This window comes from Faecalibacterium butyricigenerans, assembly GCF_020687345.1.
GTDB lineage: Bacteria > Bacillota > Clostridia > Oscillospirales > Ruminococcaceae > Faecalibacterium > Faecalibacterium butyricigenerans.
This window is the reverse complement of the sequence record NZ_JAJEQL010000013.1, coordinates 24,423-41,790: the sequence shown is the minus strand read 5'-3', so window position 1 is coordinate 41,790 and position 17,368 is coordinate 24,423. Positions and strand designations below refer to the sequence as shown.

The window sequence follows — 17,368 nt, the reverse complement described above, 5'->3', positions numbered from 1 at the left end:
AAACTGTGGGGAAAATTCTACAACTGGTTTATGATTTGAATTGTGGAGGAGTAGAGGCTTTTGTAACGAATCTAAACAGTTGCGAGGATGTATTTGATGAACCGTTTGATTTTCTACTTTTTACGTATAATAATGAAGAACAGTTTTTTGAGAAAAAAAATAGAAGCCGCGGATCAAAAATTATAAAGATTATTGATGATGGAAATGGAAATGCTGTTTTTAGGTTCCTTAAACGGAGAAAAAAATTTTATGATATTGTAAGAAATGGAAAATATGAAATTGTTCATATCCATAAAGAAACGGTTTCTTGCATGGTAGAGGCTATTATTGCTAAAATGGCTGGGGCAAAAAAAGTAATAGTGCATTCCCATAATACACATGTGGCAGGAACAGGAAAAAGGGCAGTAATTGAGAAAAAAATACATTATATTATTAGGGGTTTTTGGCCATTAATAGCTGATTATATGTGTGCTTGTTCTTCAGAGGCTGGAAATTGGTTGTTTGGGAGAAAAAATGTAGAAAAAGGCAAAGTTGAAATTTTAAAAAATGGTATTATAGGAACGCAATATTATTATAACAAAAATACTAGAAATGAATATCGTGAAAAACTAGGGTGGCAAAATAACTTAATTGTTGGTCATGTTGGTAGATTTTCAGAACAAAAGAATCACACATTTTTAATTGATGTGATCGCGGAAATGTATAAAGTAAATCCATCTGTTAGAGCAGTATTATTTGGCATAGGCGATTTGAAAAATGACATGGAACAAAAAGTTGAGCAATTAGGTTTAAAATCAATTATTAAATTTCCAGGAACATCGCCAGAAATAAACAAGTACCTTCAGGCAATGGATTTGTTCCTTTTTCCGTCCTTGTATGAGGGACTTCCAGTCGTTGGAATAGAAGCTCAGGCAGCGGGAATCTGGGTCCTTGCTTCAGATACAATATCTCCAGAATTGAAAATAACGGATAAAGTACATTGGATGTCTTTAAGTAAACCTGCGAGTTGTTGGGCAGAGAAGGGATTAGAATTATTGAATCAAGTTAGTGAACGTGATACTGCGTTGGAAATTAAAGAGGCTGGATATGATATTGAATTTACAGCCAAAAGATTAAAAGACATATATGAAAGTTAAAATAGAGGATTTGAGATGAAGAAAATAGGTCTTATTACAATACATGACACATTAAATTATGGCTCTCTTTTACAGACGTATGCTTTATATAAAGCAATTGAATCCTTAGGTGTAGAAATAGAACTAATAGACTATAAATGTAAAGCGATTATGGATCGCGAGACTACATATCCGTTAAGCCAGTGTCGTAATATAAAAGATATCATTAAATCTTTAATGTGGCACAAAGCGATGCAAAAGAAATATGAAAATTTTTGGTCGTTTATTAAGAAAAATATGAAAATTACTAAACCCTATACAAGGGAAAATGTTAAAGAATTAAATAATATCTTTGACGTATTTATTGTTGGAAGCGATATTGTATGGGGTACGAACATAACTGGAAATGATTGGACATATTTTTTGGATTTTGCGGATGACTCAAAAACAAAAATTGCATTTTCATCTTCAATTGGAACAAAATGGAATAGTGATGTAGAAAAACAGATTCTAAGTAATTTAAATAAATTTAAATCGATAAGTGTTCGTGAAGAGTTAGCCCAAAGTTGGCTTAGGGAAATAGGAATTAATGCAGACGTGACCTGCGATCCAACAATGCTTTGGGATAGCTCTTTTTGGAGTAGAATGGTGGAGCGTCCTAAAACAAATGAGCAGCCCTATGTTCTTGTATATATGTGGACGAAAGATATGAGGACTGTTAATCATGCTAAAATGTATGCGAAAGCGCATGGATTAAGAGTAAAATGTCAACAGTTTTATAATCCAATTCCCGGAGTAGACAATGTGAAGCCGGTTTCTTTAGAGCAATGGATATCATTAATTGCGAATGCAAATACAGTATTTACGGCTTCTTATCATGGTTTATTATATTCTTTGTATTTTCATAAAAATGTTTACTATTATAATCGTGAAAATAAATCAAGAATGGAGTCGTTGGGAAAAAAATTAGGAATTTCTAATCGTGAAATATCGGGAGAATTTAAGGAACAACCAATGATAGATTATCAATATGTGGATAATGTGATTAATGAAATGAGAAGAAAATCCTTATTAGTGTTAAAAAACCGAGTTTCAGAAATATAACAGCTGGAGAAAGTAAAATATGCGAAGAATCTGCGATGAGGGGAAGTGTACTGCTTGTGGCGCTTGTGTTCAAGCGTGTCCCCAAAAATGTATAGAAAAAATAGTGACAAAAGATGCGTCATTTTATTATTCCATAGATGAGAAAAAGTGTATCAGCTGTAAGAAATGTGAACGTGTTTGCCCTAGTTTAAATTCACCAATATTTAATAAGGCAAAAAAATCGTATGCTGCATGGAGAACTGATAGTACATTGCATTTTGAGTCAGCTTCTGGTGGAATAGCAACGGCATTTTATGAATATGCAGTCACCCAAAAAATGTTTTTCTCTGGTGTTTCATTGAACGATAAGTTTGAAGCACATTTTAAATTGACGGATCGAGTTGAGAATATTAAAGATTTTAAAAATTCAAAGTATACGTTTAGTTTTGCAAGCGACATCTTTGATGAAATACTTAACAAATTAAAATGTGGTTACGATGTTCTCTTTATAGGATTACCATGTCAGGTTGCTGCAATAAAAAATCTTGTTAGAATTACTACGGTTAAGGGAAATCTGATTACAGTTGATTTGGTATGCCATGGAACGCCACCACCAATTTATTTACAACAACATATTAAAGCAATTGAACTTAAGCAGAAGCAAAAGTTCACCAAATGTTTTTTTCGTGACACAAAATTCGATACATCGAATTTTGTGTATACATTGTATACGCATAATTCAGAAAAACCTACATATGTAAAATTTGTCGATGAAAATGACAACTATCAAATAGGATATCATAATGCATTGATTTATCGAGAGGTATGTTATAATTGCATGTACGCTAAAAGAGAACGCGTGGGTGACTTAACAATTGGTGATTATCATGGATTGGGGAAATTAAAACCATACAATCATGAAAAAATCAATGTATCTTGTTTAGTTGTTAATTCTGATTTAGGAATGAATTTTCTTGATGAGGTACAGGAAAAAGTGCAATTGACATTGTATGAGCGTCCCTTAACAGAGCCGATGGAAGGTGAACATCAATTTAATCGACCATCCGTTGCGCCGAAAGAAAGAAAACAATTTATAGAACTATATGGAAAGTATCAAGATTTTGAAATCGCAGCTGATAATACATTCTACAAATTCAAGCAGAAGAATGCTGTAATGAAAATATTACATGTAAAACAAATAAAATTGAAAATTATGAAAGCAATACCTAGATGTGTAAAAGAGCAAGGAAAGGCATTTATAAGAAGAATAAGAGGATAAATATATGATTTTGTATGTATCTAAGCGTTTTGAAACCAATATAGCATCTCAAGTGCATTATAAAATATTAGAGGAAAAGTTTGGAACGGATAATATTTACACAGTTGATCTTCGACTTTTTGAAGAAAAGCAAAGTAGACATTATATAGCATATGGAAAATATAAGAATAAGTTAAGTAGGATTTTGCAATGGCTACAAGGAAACACAATGTATATTAGTAATCGAACGATTTTAAATATATGTGAAATTGTAGAAAAATATAGTATTAAACTTGTTTTCATCGAAGATTCTGTTTTTGGTGGTTTAGTTAAAGCAATAAAAGAAAAGTTTAGCGATGTTAAGATTATATCATTTTACCATGATATGGGAGCAGATCTTTTTGTTCAATGGTCCAAAAGAGAAAACTGGATGGGAAAAATAGAATGTAAGTTGTCTATATATCAAGAAAAGCTAAATCAAAAGTATTGTGATGTTAATATTGTCTTTAATCAAAGAGATGCTCAGCTTTATCAGAAATATTATGGTGAAATGCCTGATGCTATTATTCCGATTTCAACCCCAACTCCGGAAATTGATTGGGAGAAGGCTGCATGGTCAAATGAAAAATCTGACATTATGCAAGTACTGTTTGTTGGGTCGAAGTATTACCCGAATATTGTTGGAATAAAGTGGTTTTATAAAAATGTTTTGCCGAAGTTAAATAATAACATTATAATAAATATTGTTGGTCGGGGAACCGAAATTCTTAAAAAAGAACTAACAGATTGTCGTATTAGAATTTATGGTAGTGTTGATTCGCTTGCACCATATTATATGGGGGCTGATGTAATAATTGCTCCTTTATTTGATGGTGGTGGAATGAAGACAAAAACTGTTGAAGCGCTTTCCTATGGTAAGAGCATTGTAGCAACTGATGAAGGCTTAGAGGGCTTTTGGCAAGAAATGGATTCAACAATCCAAAACAGATTTGTTTTTAAAACTAATGATGAAAATGAGTGGATTAAAAAACTCAATGAAATGAGTAAAGAAAAACCGTTGAAATATAATCAGGAAGTATTTGATTTGTTTGTAAAGAAGTTTTCATACGAAGCAACGCGTGACGCAATGTGGAATGTATTATAAAGCTTTGATAGTGAAAGGAGATGGCAAAAGATGAACCTAAAAGTATCAAAACGAGGAATTTGGCTTGTGATATACGCTGCTGTAATGCTTGTGCCTACATATTTTGAGTCTTCTTTTACAAACTTATTGGATAATGCATTTTTTATATGGGCAATGTTGATTGTTCTTAGAAATAGAATAATTCCTAATAGATTTATATGTGCTTTTAGCCTGTATTATATATATTTGACAGTAATAACTTTTATTAGTGGTACGGATATGGCAGATATACATTTGATTATTAGCGTTGCTAAGATGGTGGTTTTTTTATGTGTATTAGATTTTCAAATTAATTATTCGGCCAGGATAGCAATTAATGGATTGTTATTTGTAGTTGGTGTTTATATTATATTGGATTTTATATCAATTGTTTTATATCCAGATGGCTTATATCAATCTGTAACAGTTTGGAATGAGTGGACATCTACATCTGCTGCGCAATGGATTTTAGGAAATAAAAATAACAGATGTTATTGGTATTTTATAGCTATAATTTTGAGTGTATGGAAACTTGCTCTTGAAAAAAATAGAGGGAACAGAGTTATAATATATGCTATTTGTTCTATCTCTCTTTTGGCGATGATTGGAACAAAATCATCAACCTCAACAATTGCAACAATTGTTGCAATTATTGCTGCATGGTATGGAATGAGAAATACAAGTAAAAATTTAGCACGAATAAATGCTTGGGGTGTGATGCTAGCTTATTGTAGTGTACAAATTTTGATATTTATGGGTTCTCTTCCATTTATAAGTTCCATTGTGGTAAAGCTATTTGGAAAGGATTTGACGTTTTCCGGTAGAACCAAGATATGGATACAGATGCCGGTTTTGATTGCACAAAAACCTATTTGGGGTTGGGGACAGCTGTCGGGTAGTACAGTGGGATCTATATTAGGAAATAAGTTTTTTACAAGTGCACATAATCAATGGCTTAATACTTTATTTCAAGGTGGAGTTATTCTTTTTTTGTTAGTGGCTCTTATAATAATTTGGTTGGCAAATAGTACTCGAAAATTTGAGAAAAATATTGGCAATATGAAATTATTGATGTTACTTTCGATTATGATTGATATGATGTTTGAGTCAATATTAAGCGTATTTGCGACATGGATATTTCTATATATAATATACAAATATCCAGAAACAACTAAAGAAAATGAAGGGTAATGGCAAGGATGAACAAGAATAATTTGCGTATAGCAACAGCAATAATTGTTTCAGGACTAGGAGTATTTATTAGTTATTTAATCAATTTTTTGTTGACACCATATATTACAGATAATATAGGAATAGAAGCTTATGGTTTTGTTTCTCTTGCAAAAAACTTTGTTAATTATGCTCAAATAGCAACAATTGCAATTACAAGTTTTGTAGTGCGATATATTTCGGTATCATATCACGAAAGGAAAATGCAGGAAGCAAATGAATACTATTCAACATCGGTTATTGCATGTGTTGCACTAGCCGGAGTGATTTTTATATCGGCTTTGCTTTTAATAACTAAAATTGATTTATTATTGAATGTTCCGCAAAACTTAATATTCTCCGTCAAGTTGTTGTTTTTAATTGTATTTCTTAATTTTGTGCTAACAACAGCAACAACCCCATTTACAACAGCAGCCTATATTAAAAATAGATTAGATATTACTGGTATTATTAAAATTATTGCGTATCTTGTTGATGCTGGTGTGATGGTTATATTGTTTATAAACTGTACTCCTAATGTATGGTTTGTTGGAATGGGATCTTTAGCTGCATCAGTTGTTACTTTTATATGTACTTATATATTATCAAAAAAACTAGTTCCTGAATTGGTCTTTAACAAAGATTTTTTTTCAGTTTCAAAACTTAAAAATCTTGTAGGAAATGGAATTTGGAATTCATTAAATTCTTTGGGAAATGAACTAAATAGTGGGTTGGATTTAATTATTTCGAATTTATTTTTAAATGGTGTGGCAACTGGGCAAATAGCAGTTGTAAAGACTATTGGAACTATGTTTTCAATGTTATATGAGGTTGTTTATCAGCCTTTTCAGCCTAACTTGATAAAGGCATATGCGAGTGGCGATGTAAATATATTTATTAATGAACAGAAAAAAGCCATGAGAATATGTGGATATTTTTCTAATGTTGCATTTGCTGGATTTGTTGCATTAGGAGGATTATATTATAAATTGTGGTTGCCCTCAGAAGATACGAAATTGCTTCATATGTTGACGATTGTAACTGTGTTAGGAAGTGTTACAGCAGGTGTAATGCGTCCTATATATTATGTTTATACGTTAACTTTAAAGAATAAATTGCCGTGTTGGATAACAATTGCAGGTGGCTTTTTAAATGTTGTATCAATGTATGTTTTGCTCAAATATACACAAATGGGCGTGTATGCAATAGTTTCAACAACAACTGTAATAATGCTTTGTATTAACTTGTTTTTCAACCCAGTATATGCAGCTTATAATTTGAAAATCAGTGTAAAAGTGTATTATAAAGTGATTTTTAAACATTTGATATCAGCAGCTATAATGGTGGGTGGATTTATAGGAATTGCTAGAGTCATCCGGCCTAGCGGTTGGGTTGGATTAATAGTAAGTGCAATTATTATGTGTATTAGCGGTTTAATTATACATGTTTTAATTATGTGTAATATGGATGAAAAGTTGTTCTTAATTAAAAAGATAACAAAAAGAAAGTAACGACAAATATTGGGGTCTGATCAAGGAACGCAGAAGTAAATCAAGATGCCACAATTCTCTGTGTAACATGGATTGCGGTGGATATGTCAAAGGATGACGATAAAGCAGCGAAAGTTTGTGTCATCAATGCTGGTAGCACTTAGAACATTGCAGACATCTGCAAGAAGTTGGACTGCAAGATAACCTATATCAGTACGGACTATGTGTTTGAAGATCAGCGCAACGATCCTTAGCAGCCGGACTGCAAGCGTTTAATGTAGTATATGGTCAGACTAAATTGGAAGGCGAGCTGGCTGTCAACCAAACGCTGGAGAAGGTTTTTATTGTCCGAATTGCTTGAGGTTCGGTTTGAACGGTAAGAACTTTATTAAGACCATCTCGGTAGTATTTACTGGGCAGTATGTATTCGTCTGTTGCCCTTTTCAGAATCTCGCCATACCTTGTCTCAAATTCATAGATCTGGCCAAGCTCAGGTTCGGCATAAATGCCAGTTACATTGTCCCGGTTCTTTTTACGCCTTCGAGTCCTTTGTGTTCCTGTGCAAAGTAGAGTGCGTTTCTTTACGACTCTGCACAGTTGAATACGTAGGTGCTCTTTCAATTATAATGGGCATGGTGAGTTCAGCCAATATGCGAGAAAAATCTGTACAGTGATTGTGTTCCCCATTGAAATATTTATTATTGGCGGTATTTTCCATATGTTGTGGGAAAGGTAAAGAGTAAATGATATCAATATAAATAATGACAGAAATAGTATGGAATATGCTAGTAGTAATATGAACTCAACTGTTTTGCAATTATGGCAGTAAATAAAAATCAAAGAAAGGGTAAATGGATGAAAAAAATAATATCGGCGTGTGTAGCATTCATATTAGCGTTTTTCGTAGTGAATGGTATAATGTTTGCCTATGAGAGACCAGTTGCATGGATTGATACACCGAATGGAGCAAGTCGTGCGGTAAGGAATCCAAATGCTATGTTAATTCATGGAACAGAGGGATATAGTATATCTAAAATAGATTCCTATGGTTTTACAAATCAAAATTATGCACTAGCGGATGAATATATTTTGATGATGGGGGCATCACATTCTCAAGGCAAAGAGGTAACAATTTCAAATAGATATTCAACTATTGTGAATAATATGCTTGTTGATGATAAAGAAGAGTTGAGAGCATTTAATATTGCCTGCGATGGTCATTTTTTACCGTCTATCATAAACCATTTCCAATCGGCCATTGAAAACTATCCGAAAGCAAATTGTGTGACGATTGAAATAATGAGTACGGATTATTCAATAGATGATTTAAGAAATTCTTTGATTTTGGCAGATGAAATTGACACAAAAACTGCGATAGAACTCTTTGCCTCGCAGAGTAGTGTCAAAAAAGCGAAGAACATGCTTAAAGAGTATCTCCCGTTAATTGCGATGATTAAAAATCATATAGAAACATCACAAAAGCTAAATTCTAGTGGGGGGGGGTGAAAAATAATAGTATTAATGAGGAAGAATATCGCACTGTAATAACAGATGGTTTATCATTGATGCGTTCGTGTTTCGATGGGCCGATTGTTTTTATATATCATCCAACAACAAAGATACAGACTGACGGGACACTTAAGCTTATCAGAAGTCAAACTCTTGAAATTTTCAAAGAAGAGTGTGAACATGTGGGTATTGATTTTATCGATACCGGTGATGCATTCTTAGAACACTATAACAAATATCATGAGCTTCCGTATGGTTTTGCAAATACTACTCCAGGAAATGGTCATTTAAATGAAGTTGGTCATAAAATTATGGCTGATGTTATTATAGACTATTTAGAGGAGGTGGAGCGCAAATGATATTCTATTCGTTGACATTTGCTTTGTTTTTTGCTGCCCTAATTATGTTGACGCACTTAGTGAAGGACTGCAAAAAGCAGCATATTGTTTTTTTGTTAGCCAATATTGTTTTTTACGGTTATTGGGATGTGCGTTTCCTACTCTTGTTGGCAGCCGTTATTCTGATTTGCTATTATGGTGCGAATCTGTATGAAACTAATCAGAACAGGGTATTTATAACGATTCCTGTGGTGACTTGTTTAGGCGTACTGGGAATTTGTAAATATCTGAATTTCTTTATTGATTCATTCTGCGAGGCTTTTAATATCAGTGGTATACATACACTGCAAATCATTCTACCGCTAGGCATTTCGTTTTACCTGTTCCAAGCAATGAGCTATCTGTTTGATGTAAAGAAGGGAACGATTTCTGCCGAAAAAGATTTCATTAAGTTGGCAACATATATTTCCTTTTTCCCGCAGATCACATCTGGGCCGATTGTAAAGGCTCATGATTTCCTGCCTCAGCTTGATCGAGTACACCGAATCAAGAAGTCAAACGTATACGAGGGCATCCAACTGTTTGTGCTTGGTTTGACCAAGAAAGTTGTTTTTGCAGATCGTATTGGTGTTGCTGTTAATGCGGTGTACAGTGCTCCTTTAGCCTATAATAACATCAGTATCTTTTGGGCTATTATTGGATACTCACTTCAAATTTACTGTGATTTTTCTGGATATTCCGACATGGCGATCGGCATTGCTAAAGTTCTGGATTTTGATTTGGGAAAGAATTTTGATCTTCCGTATCTTGCCAGGAATCCGTCGGATTTTTGGCGCAGATGGCATATTAGTCTGTCCAGCTGGTTTAGGGATTATGTTTATATTCCTCTTGGCGGAGGCAGAGCAGGTAAGGAAAAGACATACCGTAATTTGTTTGTGACCATGCTGCTCAGTGGTATCTGGCACGGTGCAAATTGGACCTTTATTGTTTGGGGGGTGCTACACGGTGTCGGATCTGCAGTCCATAAGATATTTCGAGATATAAAAGGTAAGGCAGATAAGAGAACAAATCCAGCTGTAAGCTTTATCTGTATTGTGGGGAACTGTATTTTCGTAGCGTTGTTATGGGTGGTATTCCGTGCGACCGATATGGGACAGGCAATGGAAGTGCTGTCTGGGTTGTTCCGCATGACGGGTATCACTTATATAAATGTATATGTTGTGATTTATTTTGTGATTATCGCAGTTGTACATATTCTTGGTGCGATTAAAAACAATGGCCATGCTTTTGAAGTAAAATTGGATCTGGATACATTCAAAGGACAATTTATCCTGTTTACCTGGATATTCCTAATCATCGCGTTTATGTACGTTGGTGATTCTGCGTTTATCTACGCACAGTTTTAAATATTGCCGCCCAATGGGCGGTTGCCATCCTAATCAACAGCCTTCACGCGGCGGATGGTGGGCGTATGAAAATACGGCAGATGGTTGACAATAGTTGCAGTAAATGTTGGGGCCTGCCCCTCTTAAGAAAGTAAGGAGAGATTATGAAAACAACATTACTTATCATGGCTGCTGGTATCGGTAGCCGCTTCGGAACAGGAATCAAGCAGTTGGAGCCGGTGGATGATGCTGGACATATCATCATGGATTACTCGATCCACGATGCAATCGAAGCCGGATTCAATCATGTAGTATTTATCATCCGCAAGGATATCGAGAAAGAGTTCAAAGAGGTCATCGGTGATCGCATTGCCTCCATTTGCTCTTCTCATAATGTAACTGTTGACTATGCTTTCCAAGATATCAATGATATCCCGGGAACTCTGCCAGAAGGCCGGACAAAGCCGTGGGGAACCGGTCAGGCTGTGCTTGCAGCGAAGAAGGTCATCAAGACTCCGTTTATCGTCATCAATGCAGACGATTACTACGGCAAGGAAGGCTTCAAAGCCGTACATGAGTATCTGGTGAATGGCGGCAAGTCCTGCATGGCAGGCTTTGTGCTGAAGAATACGCTGTCTGATAATGGCGGTGTGACCCGTGGCATCTGCAAGATGGATGATCAGAACAATTTGACCGAGGTTGTGGAGACCAAGAACATCGTAAAGACGGCAACTGGAGCAAAAGCAGACGGTGTGGTTGTTGATGTGAATTCTCTGGTATCCATGAATATGTGGGGACTGACACTTGATTTTCTGGATGTACTGGAAGACGGCTTCAAAGAGTTCTTTGAGAAAGAAGTCCCGGGTAATCCTCTGAAAGCTGAGTATCTGATTCCTATCTTCATCGGTGAACTGCTGGAGCAGGGAAAGATGAACGTAAAGGTTCTGAAGACCAACGATACCTGGTACGGTATGACTTATCATGAGGATGTGGCAGCAGTACGGGAAAGTTTTAAAGAAATGCTCGAGAACGGCGTGTATAAGGCTGACTTGTTCGGTGATCTGTAAACGACGATGAAAGAAACAATTGATTTACTCGGAAAGATTCTCACAAATATCCTGACTGCTCTCTACGTGCCATTTGGATTCTCACTCCTTCTTTCTTTCCTTGCAATGTTTTTCTACCTGTATGCATATGAGCCAATACATGTTGGAAAGGGATGGAAGAATGCGTTGGTGATATGGTATAAGAAATTCAAAGAGAGTGTGTTTTTCCGCAAGTTGTTCCTATTGGTTTTCGTGACTTCGATGATCCTGTTTAGAACTCTGTTAAACCGTAATCTTTGGATGAACCCGTTGTCCAATGTTATGGGGGGCTGGGGGATTTGGAAAATAGAAAATGGTGAACAGAAGCTGACAACGGAGTGCATCGAGAACGTGATCATGATGGTGCCGTTCACCAGTATGGTTATATGGACATTTCAAGAGAAAGTAGCCAGTAGCTGGAAGAAGATACTGTGGTATAGCGGAAAGATAGCGTTCATTTTTTCGATAAGCATTGAGATGCTACAGCTGTTTTTAAGGCTCGGTACATTCCAACTGTCTGATTTGTTCTATAACACAGTCGGTGGAATGATTGGCGGTTTAATGTACTACGGAATTACGAAGGCAAAAAAGCATCTGTAAAAGAATAGAATTATGTGGAATATTGGGAGCGGTGGCTCCCGATGCTGCTCGGATAATCACACACCTCTTCGTGGTGAGCAGCAGGCAACGATCTGTGATCGGCAGAGATGTGATAACGAATAAATGCAGAAAAACAAATAGGTGCTATCATTATGGACGATATTTTGAAACTTGCAAAGGATTATTCGAAAGAACGCCATTTAGACCTTCTGCCGCGTTGTAATAATAATATTTTGGACAAACTTGATTATATATATGATGAAAACTGGGAAAATCAAGGCGTACCTTATCCATACGAAATATTAACGTATCTGTTTGATAGCTATTATGTTTTACCCGAGAGACCAGATCTGGCAGCACTGTTTTGCTGGCAGGCAATTAATCATTCGTATTACGTTCAGCAATTAAGCGATAACAATGTAGGTTTCTGTCAGGACACAAGGGGGATTGAACTTGTTCGAGATGCGATTTTAGTTGACTGGAGTAATAAATATAAAGCAATTTTAGAGCCTTTTTTGAAGAGAATGCCAGATAAAACATTTCATTATGTTGCATCGTATATGCTTAAAGGGTATGCGATGGAAAAGAATGGAATAGCAGAAAAATATGGGGCCACTTCGTATAAATCGTTAAAACGAAAAATTCCATCGCTATTAGATATTTTGGATAATGCGTATGGAAAGTCATACTGTCAGATCTCCAATCCGACACTTGTTAATAATGAAGTGGATCTTGGAATTACTAATGCAAATAAAGGAAAGAGTCGAGCCATAACACATAGTTTTGGAATAAAATTAAGAGCGCTCATGCTAGGAGAAGAAGTTGAGATTACATTCTGTGATGTGCAAGGAACAAAGAAAATATACAAATTCACAGAAGTAGAAAGAATGTCGTTCGTTCTTTTTGGTATTCTCTATGCTTCTCGTTGCAATAATTTCCATGGTAATGTTGCGGCTCGAATGAACAGCATCAATGCAAACAAAGATACATTTAAAATGTATACAGATATGTTTTTGACAGAGTATATTATTTTGGCAATCCATCTGAATAGCCAAGGTGTTCTGTCGGATGTGGTGCTGAATAAGGTTAAGGAAAATGTCGATTTGATGATATGATAGATGTTGCACTCATTTTGATGGCTTGAAAGAATGCAGACTTTATAGACAGTATCGAATGATAAAAAATTCCTAAAATAGAAAACAGTTCTCGGAGTTAGACTGGAACAGGCAAATTAAGTGGGGGGAAAATGTCAAAACGAAAACGGAATGAAGATTTAATCTTAGCACAATGGCAAACCTATGTGGAGATGGCCAATTCGGTGAGTCAGAGGCGGGATGCTATGAATAATGTATTTATTACCCTAAATCTGGCATTACTTACTGCGGTTTCTTTGGCATGGGATATTAAATCTGTTTTTATTATAATAGCAGGGATTATAACGTGCATTATTTGGGGATTTTTTATTAGACATTTCAGATTACTGAAAACATCTAAATTCAAGGTGATTGCTCAATTAGAAACAAAATTACCAGAAGCTCCATTTATTGATGAATGGGAAGATTTGAAGTCTTCTAAGAAATATGTAGACGGAACAGATCTTGAACAACTACTGCCGATTACATTTTCTGTTATGTACATTGTGGCAATAATTATAATCAGTAGGGGGAGATAAGATACTTTGGAATCAGGCCAGGTGTTCCAGACCGCGATTGGCGTTATCGAAAGCTGATTTTATGAAGTTCATATATTATATATTTCATTTATTATCCCATAGTGATATAATTAAACCATCATAACAGGAAAGAGGTTATCACCTATGCCCAGAACTAAAGGTAGCAAGAATAAGCCCAAAACTGTGACTGTTGATTTTGCAACGCAGATTGCGGAAAAGCAGTCCGCGAATGAAGCACTCGCAGCCGAGATCGCATCCATCATCGCCAACATTGACACTTTGAAGACTGACCTGAAAGCAAAAAAGGCTGCTTTGAAGAAGGCCGAAAAAGAAGTGACCACACTGGAAGCAAAGAAGGCAAAGGCAGATGCCAAGGCTGCAGAAGAAGCAAAGAAGGCAGAAGCGGAATCCGTTCTGAAAAAGCTGCTGGCCGAAGGCGTGAGTGCCGATGAAATCCTCGCAAAACTGAAATAACACGAAAAACCCGTGATGGACAGGCATAACGCGCCGTTCATTACGGGTTTTAGGGTTATAAGAATATACAGTTATCCGGCGGCAACATCAAACTGAAAATGTGCCGGAAGATGGAACTGTTTGATGAACGCATGGTGCTGGGCGTGGTAATGTCGCAGGTCATATCCCAGATGGTGCAGTTCCAAAAGCTTTACCAGCACCAGATTAAGGTGAATCTTTTTGACGGCGGCAATCTGCGCAGCGTCCAACCCTCTCCATGTCATTTGGTAAACATCATCGCTGTCCAGCATCAGGTGGGACGTGAAAGCATTCTGCTCGTAAAGAAAGATATGCTTGTCCCTGATCGTCAGAAACTTTTTCAAGGTGTGTAAATCCATAAGAAGCTGATGCTCCAGATAATGTCCGAGTGCGTAGCCGCACACCATCTGCTTTGTCTGTTTGTCCAGCTGGCGATTGATAAGAATCAAAGGCTTATCAAAATAGAGCGAAAGTAAACCCAACATATCTTTAATGCGGGATGTTTCACTGATGTCCAGACTGCAACTGCGCGCGATCTGTTTGATGTTGCGAGTTCTGGCATTTTGGACAAGTTCGTTGGCGGCTTGGTGAATAAATGCAGAATCCATAATGTGATCTCCTTCCGGGGATAGCATAGTGAATAGAACAGTGGTTCACAGGTTCATTATTCGTTCCTTTTCTCGTTTTTGTTCTCGGTACTTAAAATAGGCTTTGTGCATTTCATACATGATGCCGTCCATATCCTGCGGGGTCAACTCTCCGCTGGCAAATAACTCAGTAAGCTCAAATGCGAGATGCTGGGCTTCTATTTTGCCCTTTTTTCCGTAGGCTTCGGCGGCACGTTCGATAAATAGAGACTGATCCGGCTGTAAATAGGTCAGAGGTACATGGAATATATCGGCCATCTTTTCAAGCATTTCAATACTGCGAGGGTAGCGGCCATCACGCTCCCATCCGATGATCGTTCTTTTGTTGATACCCAGACATTGTGCCAATTCGTCCTGTGTTAAAGAATGCTTCTTTCGTAGATCGCGAACCTTCTCCCCAAATTTCATGTTTACAACCTTTCTATGGAGTAGTTATCGTGCTGTAACAATGTGCAACGGAATTTGTAAATATTCAATCTGGAAGATGCAACAAATTTTCACATTTTCCTCTTGACACGGCGACACGACTTGCTTATAATATATGCTATATTCTATCATCTTTTGGATTATTATACCGTAAAAAATGTGAATATGCAAGACGAAAAAGGTGAAAAAAGAGCGGAAGTTCAAAAGGTGAAATTGAATAGAAGAAAAAAGAAATTTAAACCAACACAAAGGAGGCCGTGAGAAGATGAGCAACGGAGAACATGAAATCCGCACCCCAAAGGGGCTGCGGATCGGGAGTCGCAGTGTCGTTGATGGAAAGAATATGCTTCAGATCAAGCGTGGTGGCTGTGAAGATTATATTTCTGCTGAATCTCTGGTGGAGTGTATTCACGGCCTTCCAGTGAAGAGTATCGAATTTTTCACAGCAGAGAACCATCGGAAAGAAGCCTGAAGCAGAGTGCTTCATCGGACACTGAAAGCGCAGAGGCGGAATCTTAGGCGGCACCTGGTTAGCCGACCAGCTCCACCAGACGTTCTTTTGGGTCTACAACATAATATCTGTTTGTTTAGAGCGATACCGTAGCAATATGTGATATAGGCCGGAACAGAATGAGCGAATGCAGCGCAGTAGTGCGCCTGTGAGTAACTCATCCTGTTCCGGTTTTTTTAATTTTTTTTTTAAAACACCTTGCGAAATGCCCTTCCAGCAATTCTATATATGAGAGACTAAACATCACACCTTAAAAGTGAATCATGAAATAGCGATGCAGTAGGAGAAGTCTTAGACTTCCCGTTCAAAAAAAACGGGTAAGTCTGGGACAACTTTTGCTGCATTTTTTGTTTCAGACCGCCCGCAGCCAAAAGGCAGAAAGGTGGACATTATGATGACATTCAAGGATCTGAAAAAGCTTGTTGAACTCCCTTCGTACAAGGAACAGCGTGTTCCAACCGTGAAGGCACTTGAGGTATCTGGTGTGCCAGTGGTTACCGAAAAGGTCTTGGAAAATCATGGCAGCATCAATGTCTACCAGAACGGTTATGTGATCTACCGGGCGCACAAGAGGGTGACAGTTTTTTCTCTCCGCGACTGTGTACATTATAAATATGATGCAGCAGAAGGGGCGGGACATCACATTGAGGAAGCAGAGTTTGACGACTACGAGTGGCACATCCGGCTTGTTCTGGAAGGCGAGGATCGGATTTTTATGAACTATGAGATCATCCAAGGAAAGTGGATGCCATCCCGTGAGGACAGGGAGTATAAAGAAGAAATCCTGGAGGGAGTCGATGAAGCAGTCAGCACACTGGAAAGAATGATAAGTGAGGAAAGAGTGGAAGAATTGCTCTCTACTTTGACTGATTTGCAGAGAAAGGTCGTTCACATCCACCTGTTCCATGGTCTGTCTTTCACAGAGGCGGCAAAACATCTTGGCATGACTCGCCAGAATCTTACCGGAATTTATAACGCAGCAATTTACAAGATACAGAAAAAGCACTTCCGGGCATTGTGCAGCTGCTAACATATACATAATCGAAAAATGAGCCGTCCAATCGCAGAAAGCACTCTGAATTGGGCGGCTCAAAATTTTTTTGAATTTTTTTCAAAAACACCTTGCGAAATAGCCCTTCTTCGATTCTAGGAGTGAGAGGACACAAAAAATCTCCATCCCAATCGGAAAGTTCATAGAAAGTTCAAAAACTTTTTTTAAAAACACCTTGCGAAATGACCTTTCTCCGATTCTAAGGATGAGAGGACAATACAAAACCTCTCACCGGAACCTTGAAAATTGAATAAGCCATCCCAGAGAGATACTTCTGATACTGAATGTGCATCCTGCGTGTCTTGTCAGAGAAAACGCCGCTGAAATATGGGGCA

The 17,368-nt window shown here is 37.1% G+C and carries 18 protein-coding genes; 16 read left to right on the top strand and 2 right to left on the bottom strand.

Annotated features, from left to right (window positions below; translation table 11 throughout):
- The first annotated feature begins 5 nt into the window (after positions 1-5).
- From LKD23_RS06905 to LKD23_RS06835, 14 genes are all read left to right on the top strand, one after another.
- Complete coding sequence (locus LKD23_RS06905; protein WP_227621006.1) at positions 6-1,136, top strand: glycosyltransferase; 1,131 nt, start codon at positions 6-8, stop codon at positions 1,134-1,136.
- Positions 1,137-1,151: 15 nt separating this feature from the next.
- Entirely contained in the window at positions 1,152-2,219 is a 1,068-nt protein-coding gene (locus LKD23_RS06900; RefSeq protein ID WP_227621005.1) for a polysaccharide pyruvyl transferase family protein, read from the top strand.
- A gap of 19 nt (positions 2,220-2,238) precedes the next feature.
- A complete protein-coding gene (locus LKD23_RS06895; RefSeq protein WP_227621004.1) occupies positions 2,239-3,477 on the top strand; it encodes a Coenzyme F420 hydrogenase/dehydrogenase, beta subunit C-terminal domain in 1,239 nt (412 codons plus the stop codon).
- A gap of 4 nt (positions 3,478-3,481) precedes the next feature.
- Positions 3,482-4,600 carry a glycosyltransferase gene (locus tag LKD23_RS06890; RefSeq protein ID WP_227621003.1) on the top strand — a complete coding sequence of 373 codons (1,119 nt, stop codon included), beginning with the start codon at positions 3,482-3,484 and terminating at the stop codon, positions 4,598-4,600.
- Positions 4,601-4,630: 30 nt separating this feature from the next.
- Positions 4,631-5,809, top strand: coding sequence for an O-antigen ligase family protein (locus tag LKD23_RS06885; RefSeq protein ID WP_227621002.1), 1,179 nt, complete (start codon positions 4,631-4,633; stop codon positions 5,807-5,809).
- A gap of 8 nt (positions 5,810-5,817) precedes the next feature.
- Entirely contained in the window at positions 5,818-7,338 is a 1,521-nt protein-coding gene (locus tag LKD23_RS06880; protein ID WP_227621001.1) for a lipopolysaccharide biosynthesis protein, read from the top strand.
- 798 nt (positions 7,339-8,136) lie between these two features.
- Positions 8,137-8,823: a hypothetical protein gene (locus LKD23_RS06870; RefSeq protein WP_227621000.1), complete on the top strand. Its 687-nt coding sequence runs from the start codon at positions 8,137-8,139 to the stop codon at positions 8,821-8,823.
- Positions 8,820-9,185 (top strand): SGNH/GDSL hydrolase family protein, encoded by a 366-nt coding sequence (locus LKD23_RS06865; protein WP_227620999.1) that lies wholly within the window; start codon positions 8,820-8,822, stop codon positions 9,183-9,185. Before LKD23_RS06870 ends, LKD23_RS06865 begins: the two co-directional genes overlap by 4 nt.
- Positions 9,182-10,570 carry an MBOAT family O-acyltransferase gene (locus LKD23_RS06860; protein ID WP_227620998.1) on the top strand — a complete coding sequence of 463 codons (1,389 nt, stop codon included), beginning with the start codon at positions 9,182-9,184 and terminating at the stop codon, positions 10,568-10,570. Before LKD23_RS06865 ends, LKD23_RS06860 begins: the two co-directional genes overlap by 4 nt.
- Before the next feature lie 143 nt (positions 10,571-10,713).
- Entirely contained in the window at positions 10,714-11,616 is a 903-nt protein-coding gene (locus LKD23_RS06855; protein WP_227620997.1) for a sugar phosphate nucleotidyltransferase, read from the top strand.
- A 6-nt stretch (positions 11,617-11,622) separates the two neighbouring features.
- Complete coding sequence (locus LKD23_RS06850; RefSeq protein WP_227620996.1) at positions 11,623-12,234, top strand: VanZ family protein; 612 nt, start codon at positions 11,623-11,625, stop codon at positions 12,232-12,234.
- A 152-nt stretch (positions 12,235-12,386) separates the two neighbouring features.
- A complete protein-coding gene (locus LKD23_RS06845) occupies positions 12,387-13,349 on the top strand; it encodes a hypothetical protein (RefSeq protein WP_227620995.1) in 963 nt (320 codons plus the stop codon).
- 131 nt (positions 13,350-13,480) lie between these two features.
- Complete coding sequence (locus tag LKD23_RS06840) at positions 13,481-13,906, top strand: RipA family octameric membrane protein (protein WP_227620994.1); 426 nt, start codon at positions 13,481-13,483, stop codon at positions 13,904-13,906.
- A 144-nt stretch (positions 13,907-14,050) separates the two neighbouring features.
- Complete coding sequence (locus LKD23_RS06835) at positions 14,051-14,380, top strand: hypothetical protein (protein ID WP_227620993.1); 330 nt, start codon at positions 14,051-14,053, stop codon at positions 14,378-14,380.
- 71 nt (positions 14,381-14,451) lie between these two features.
- On the opposite strand, the gene LKD23_RS06830 is transcribed toward LKD23_RS06835, so the two are convergent.
- Positions 14,452-15,006 (bottom strand): hypothetical protein, encoded by a 555-nt coding sequence (locus LKD23_RS06830; RefSeq protein ID WP_227620992.1) that lies wholly within the window; start codon positions 15,004-15,006, stop codon positions 14,452-14,454.
- A 45-nt stretch (positions 15,007-15,051) separates the two neighbouring features.
- Positions 15,052-15,453, bottom strand: coding sequence for a helix-turn-helix transcriptional regulator (locus tag LKD23_RS06825; protein WP_055185268.1), 402 nt, complete (start codon positions 15,451-15,453; stop codon positions 15,052-15,054).
- A 283-nt stretch (positions 15,454-15,736) separates the two neighbouring features.
- On the opposite strand from LKD23_RS06825, the gene LKD23_RS06820 reads away from it, so the two are divergent.
- On the top strand, positions 15,737-15,943 hold the full coding sequence (locus LKD23_RS06820; RefSeq protein WP_227620991.1) for a hypothetical protein: 207 nt from the start codon (positions 15,737-15,739) through the stop codon (positions 15,941-15,943).
- 430 nt (positions 15,944-16,373) lie between these two features.
- Positions 16,374-17,012: a sigma-70 RNA polymerase sigma factor region 4 domain-containing protein gene (locus tag LKD23_RS06815; RefSeq protein WP_146746505.1), complete on the top strand. Its 639-nt coding sequence runs from the start codon at positions 16,374-16,376 to the stop codon at positions 17,010-17,012.
- The last annotated feature ends 356 nt before the right edge of the window (positions 17,013-17,368 follow it).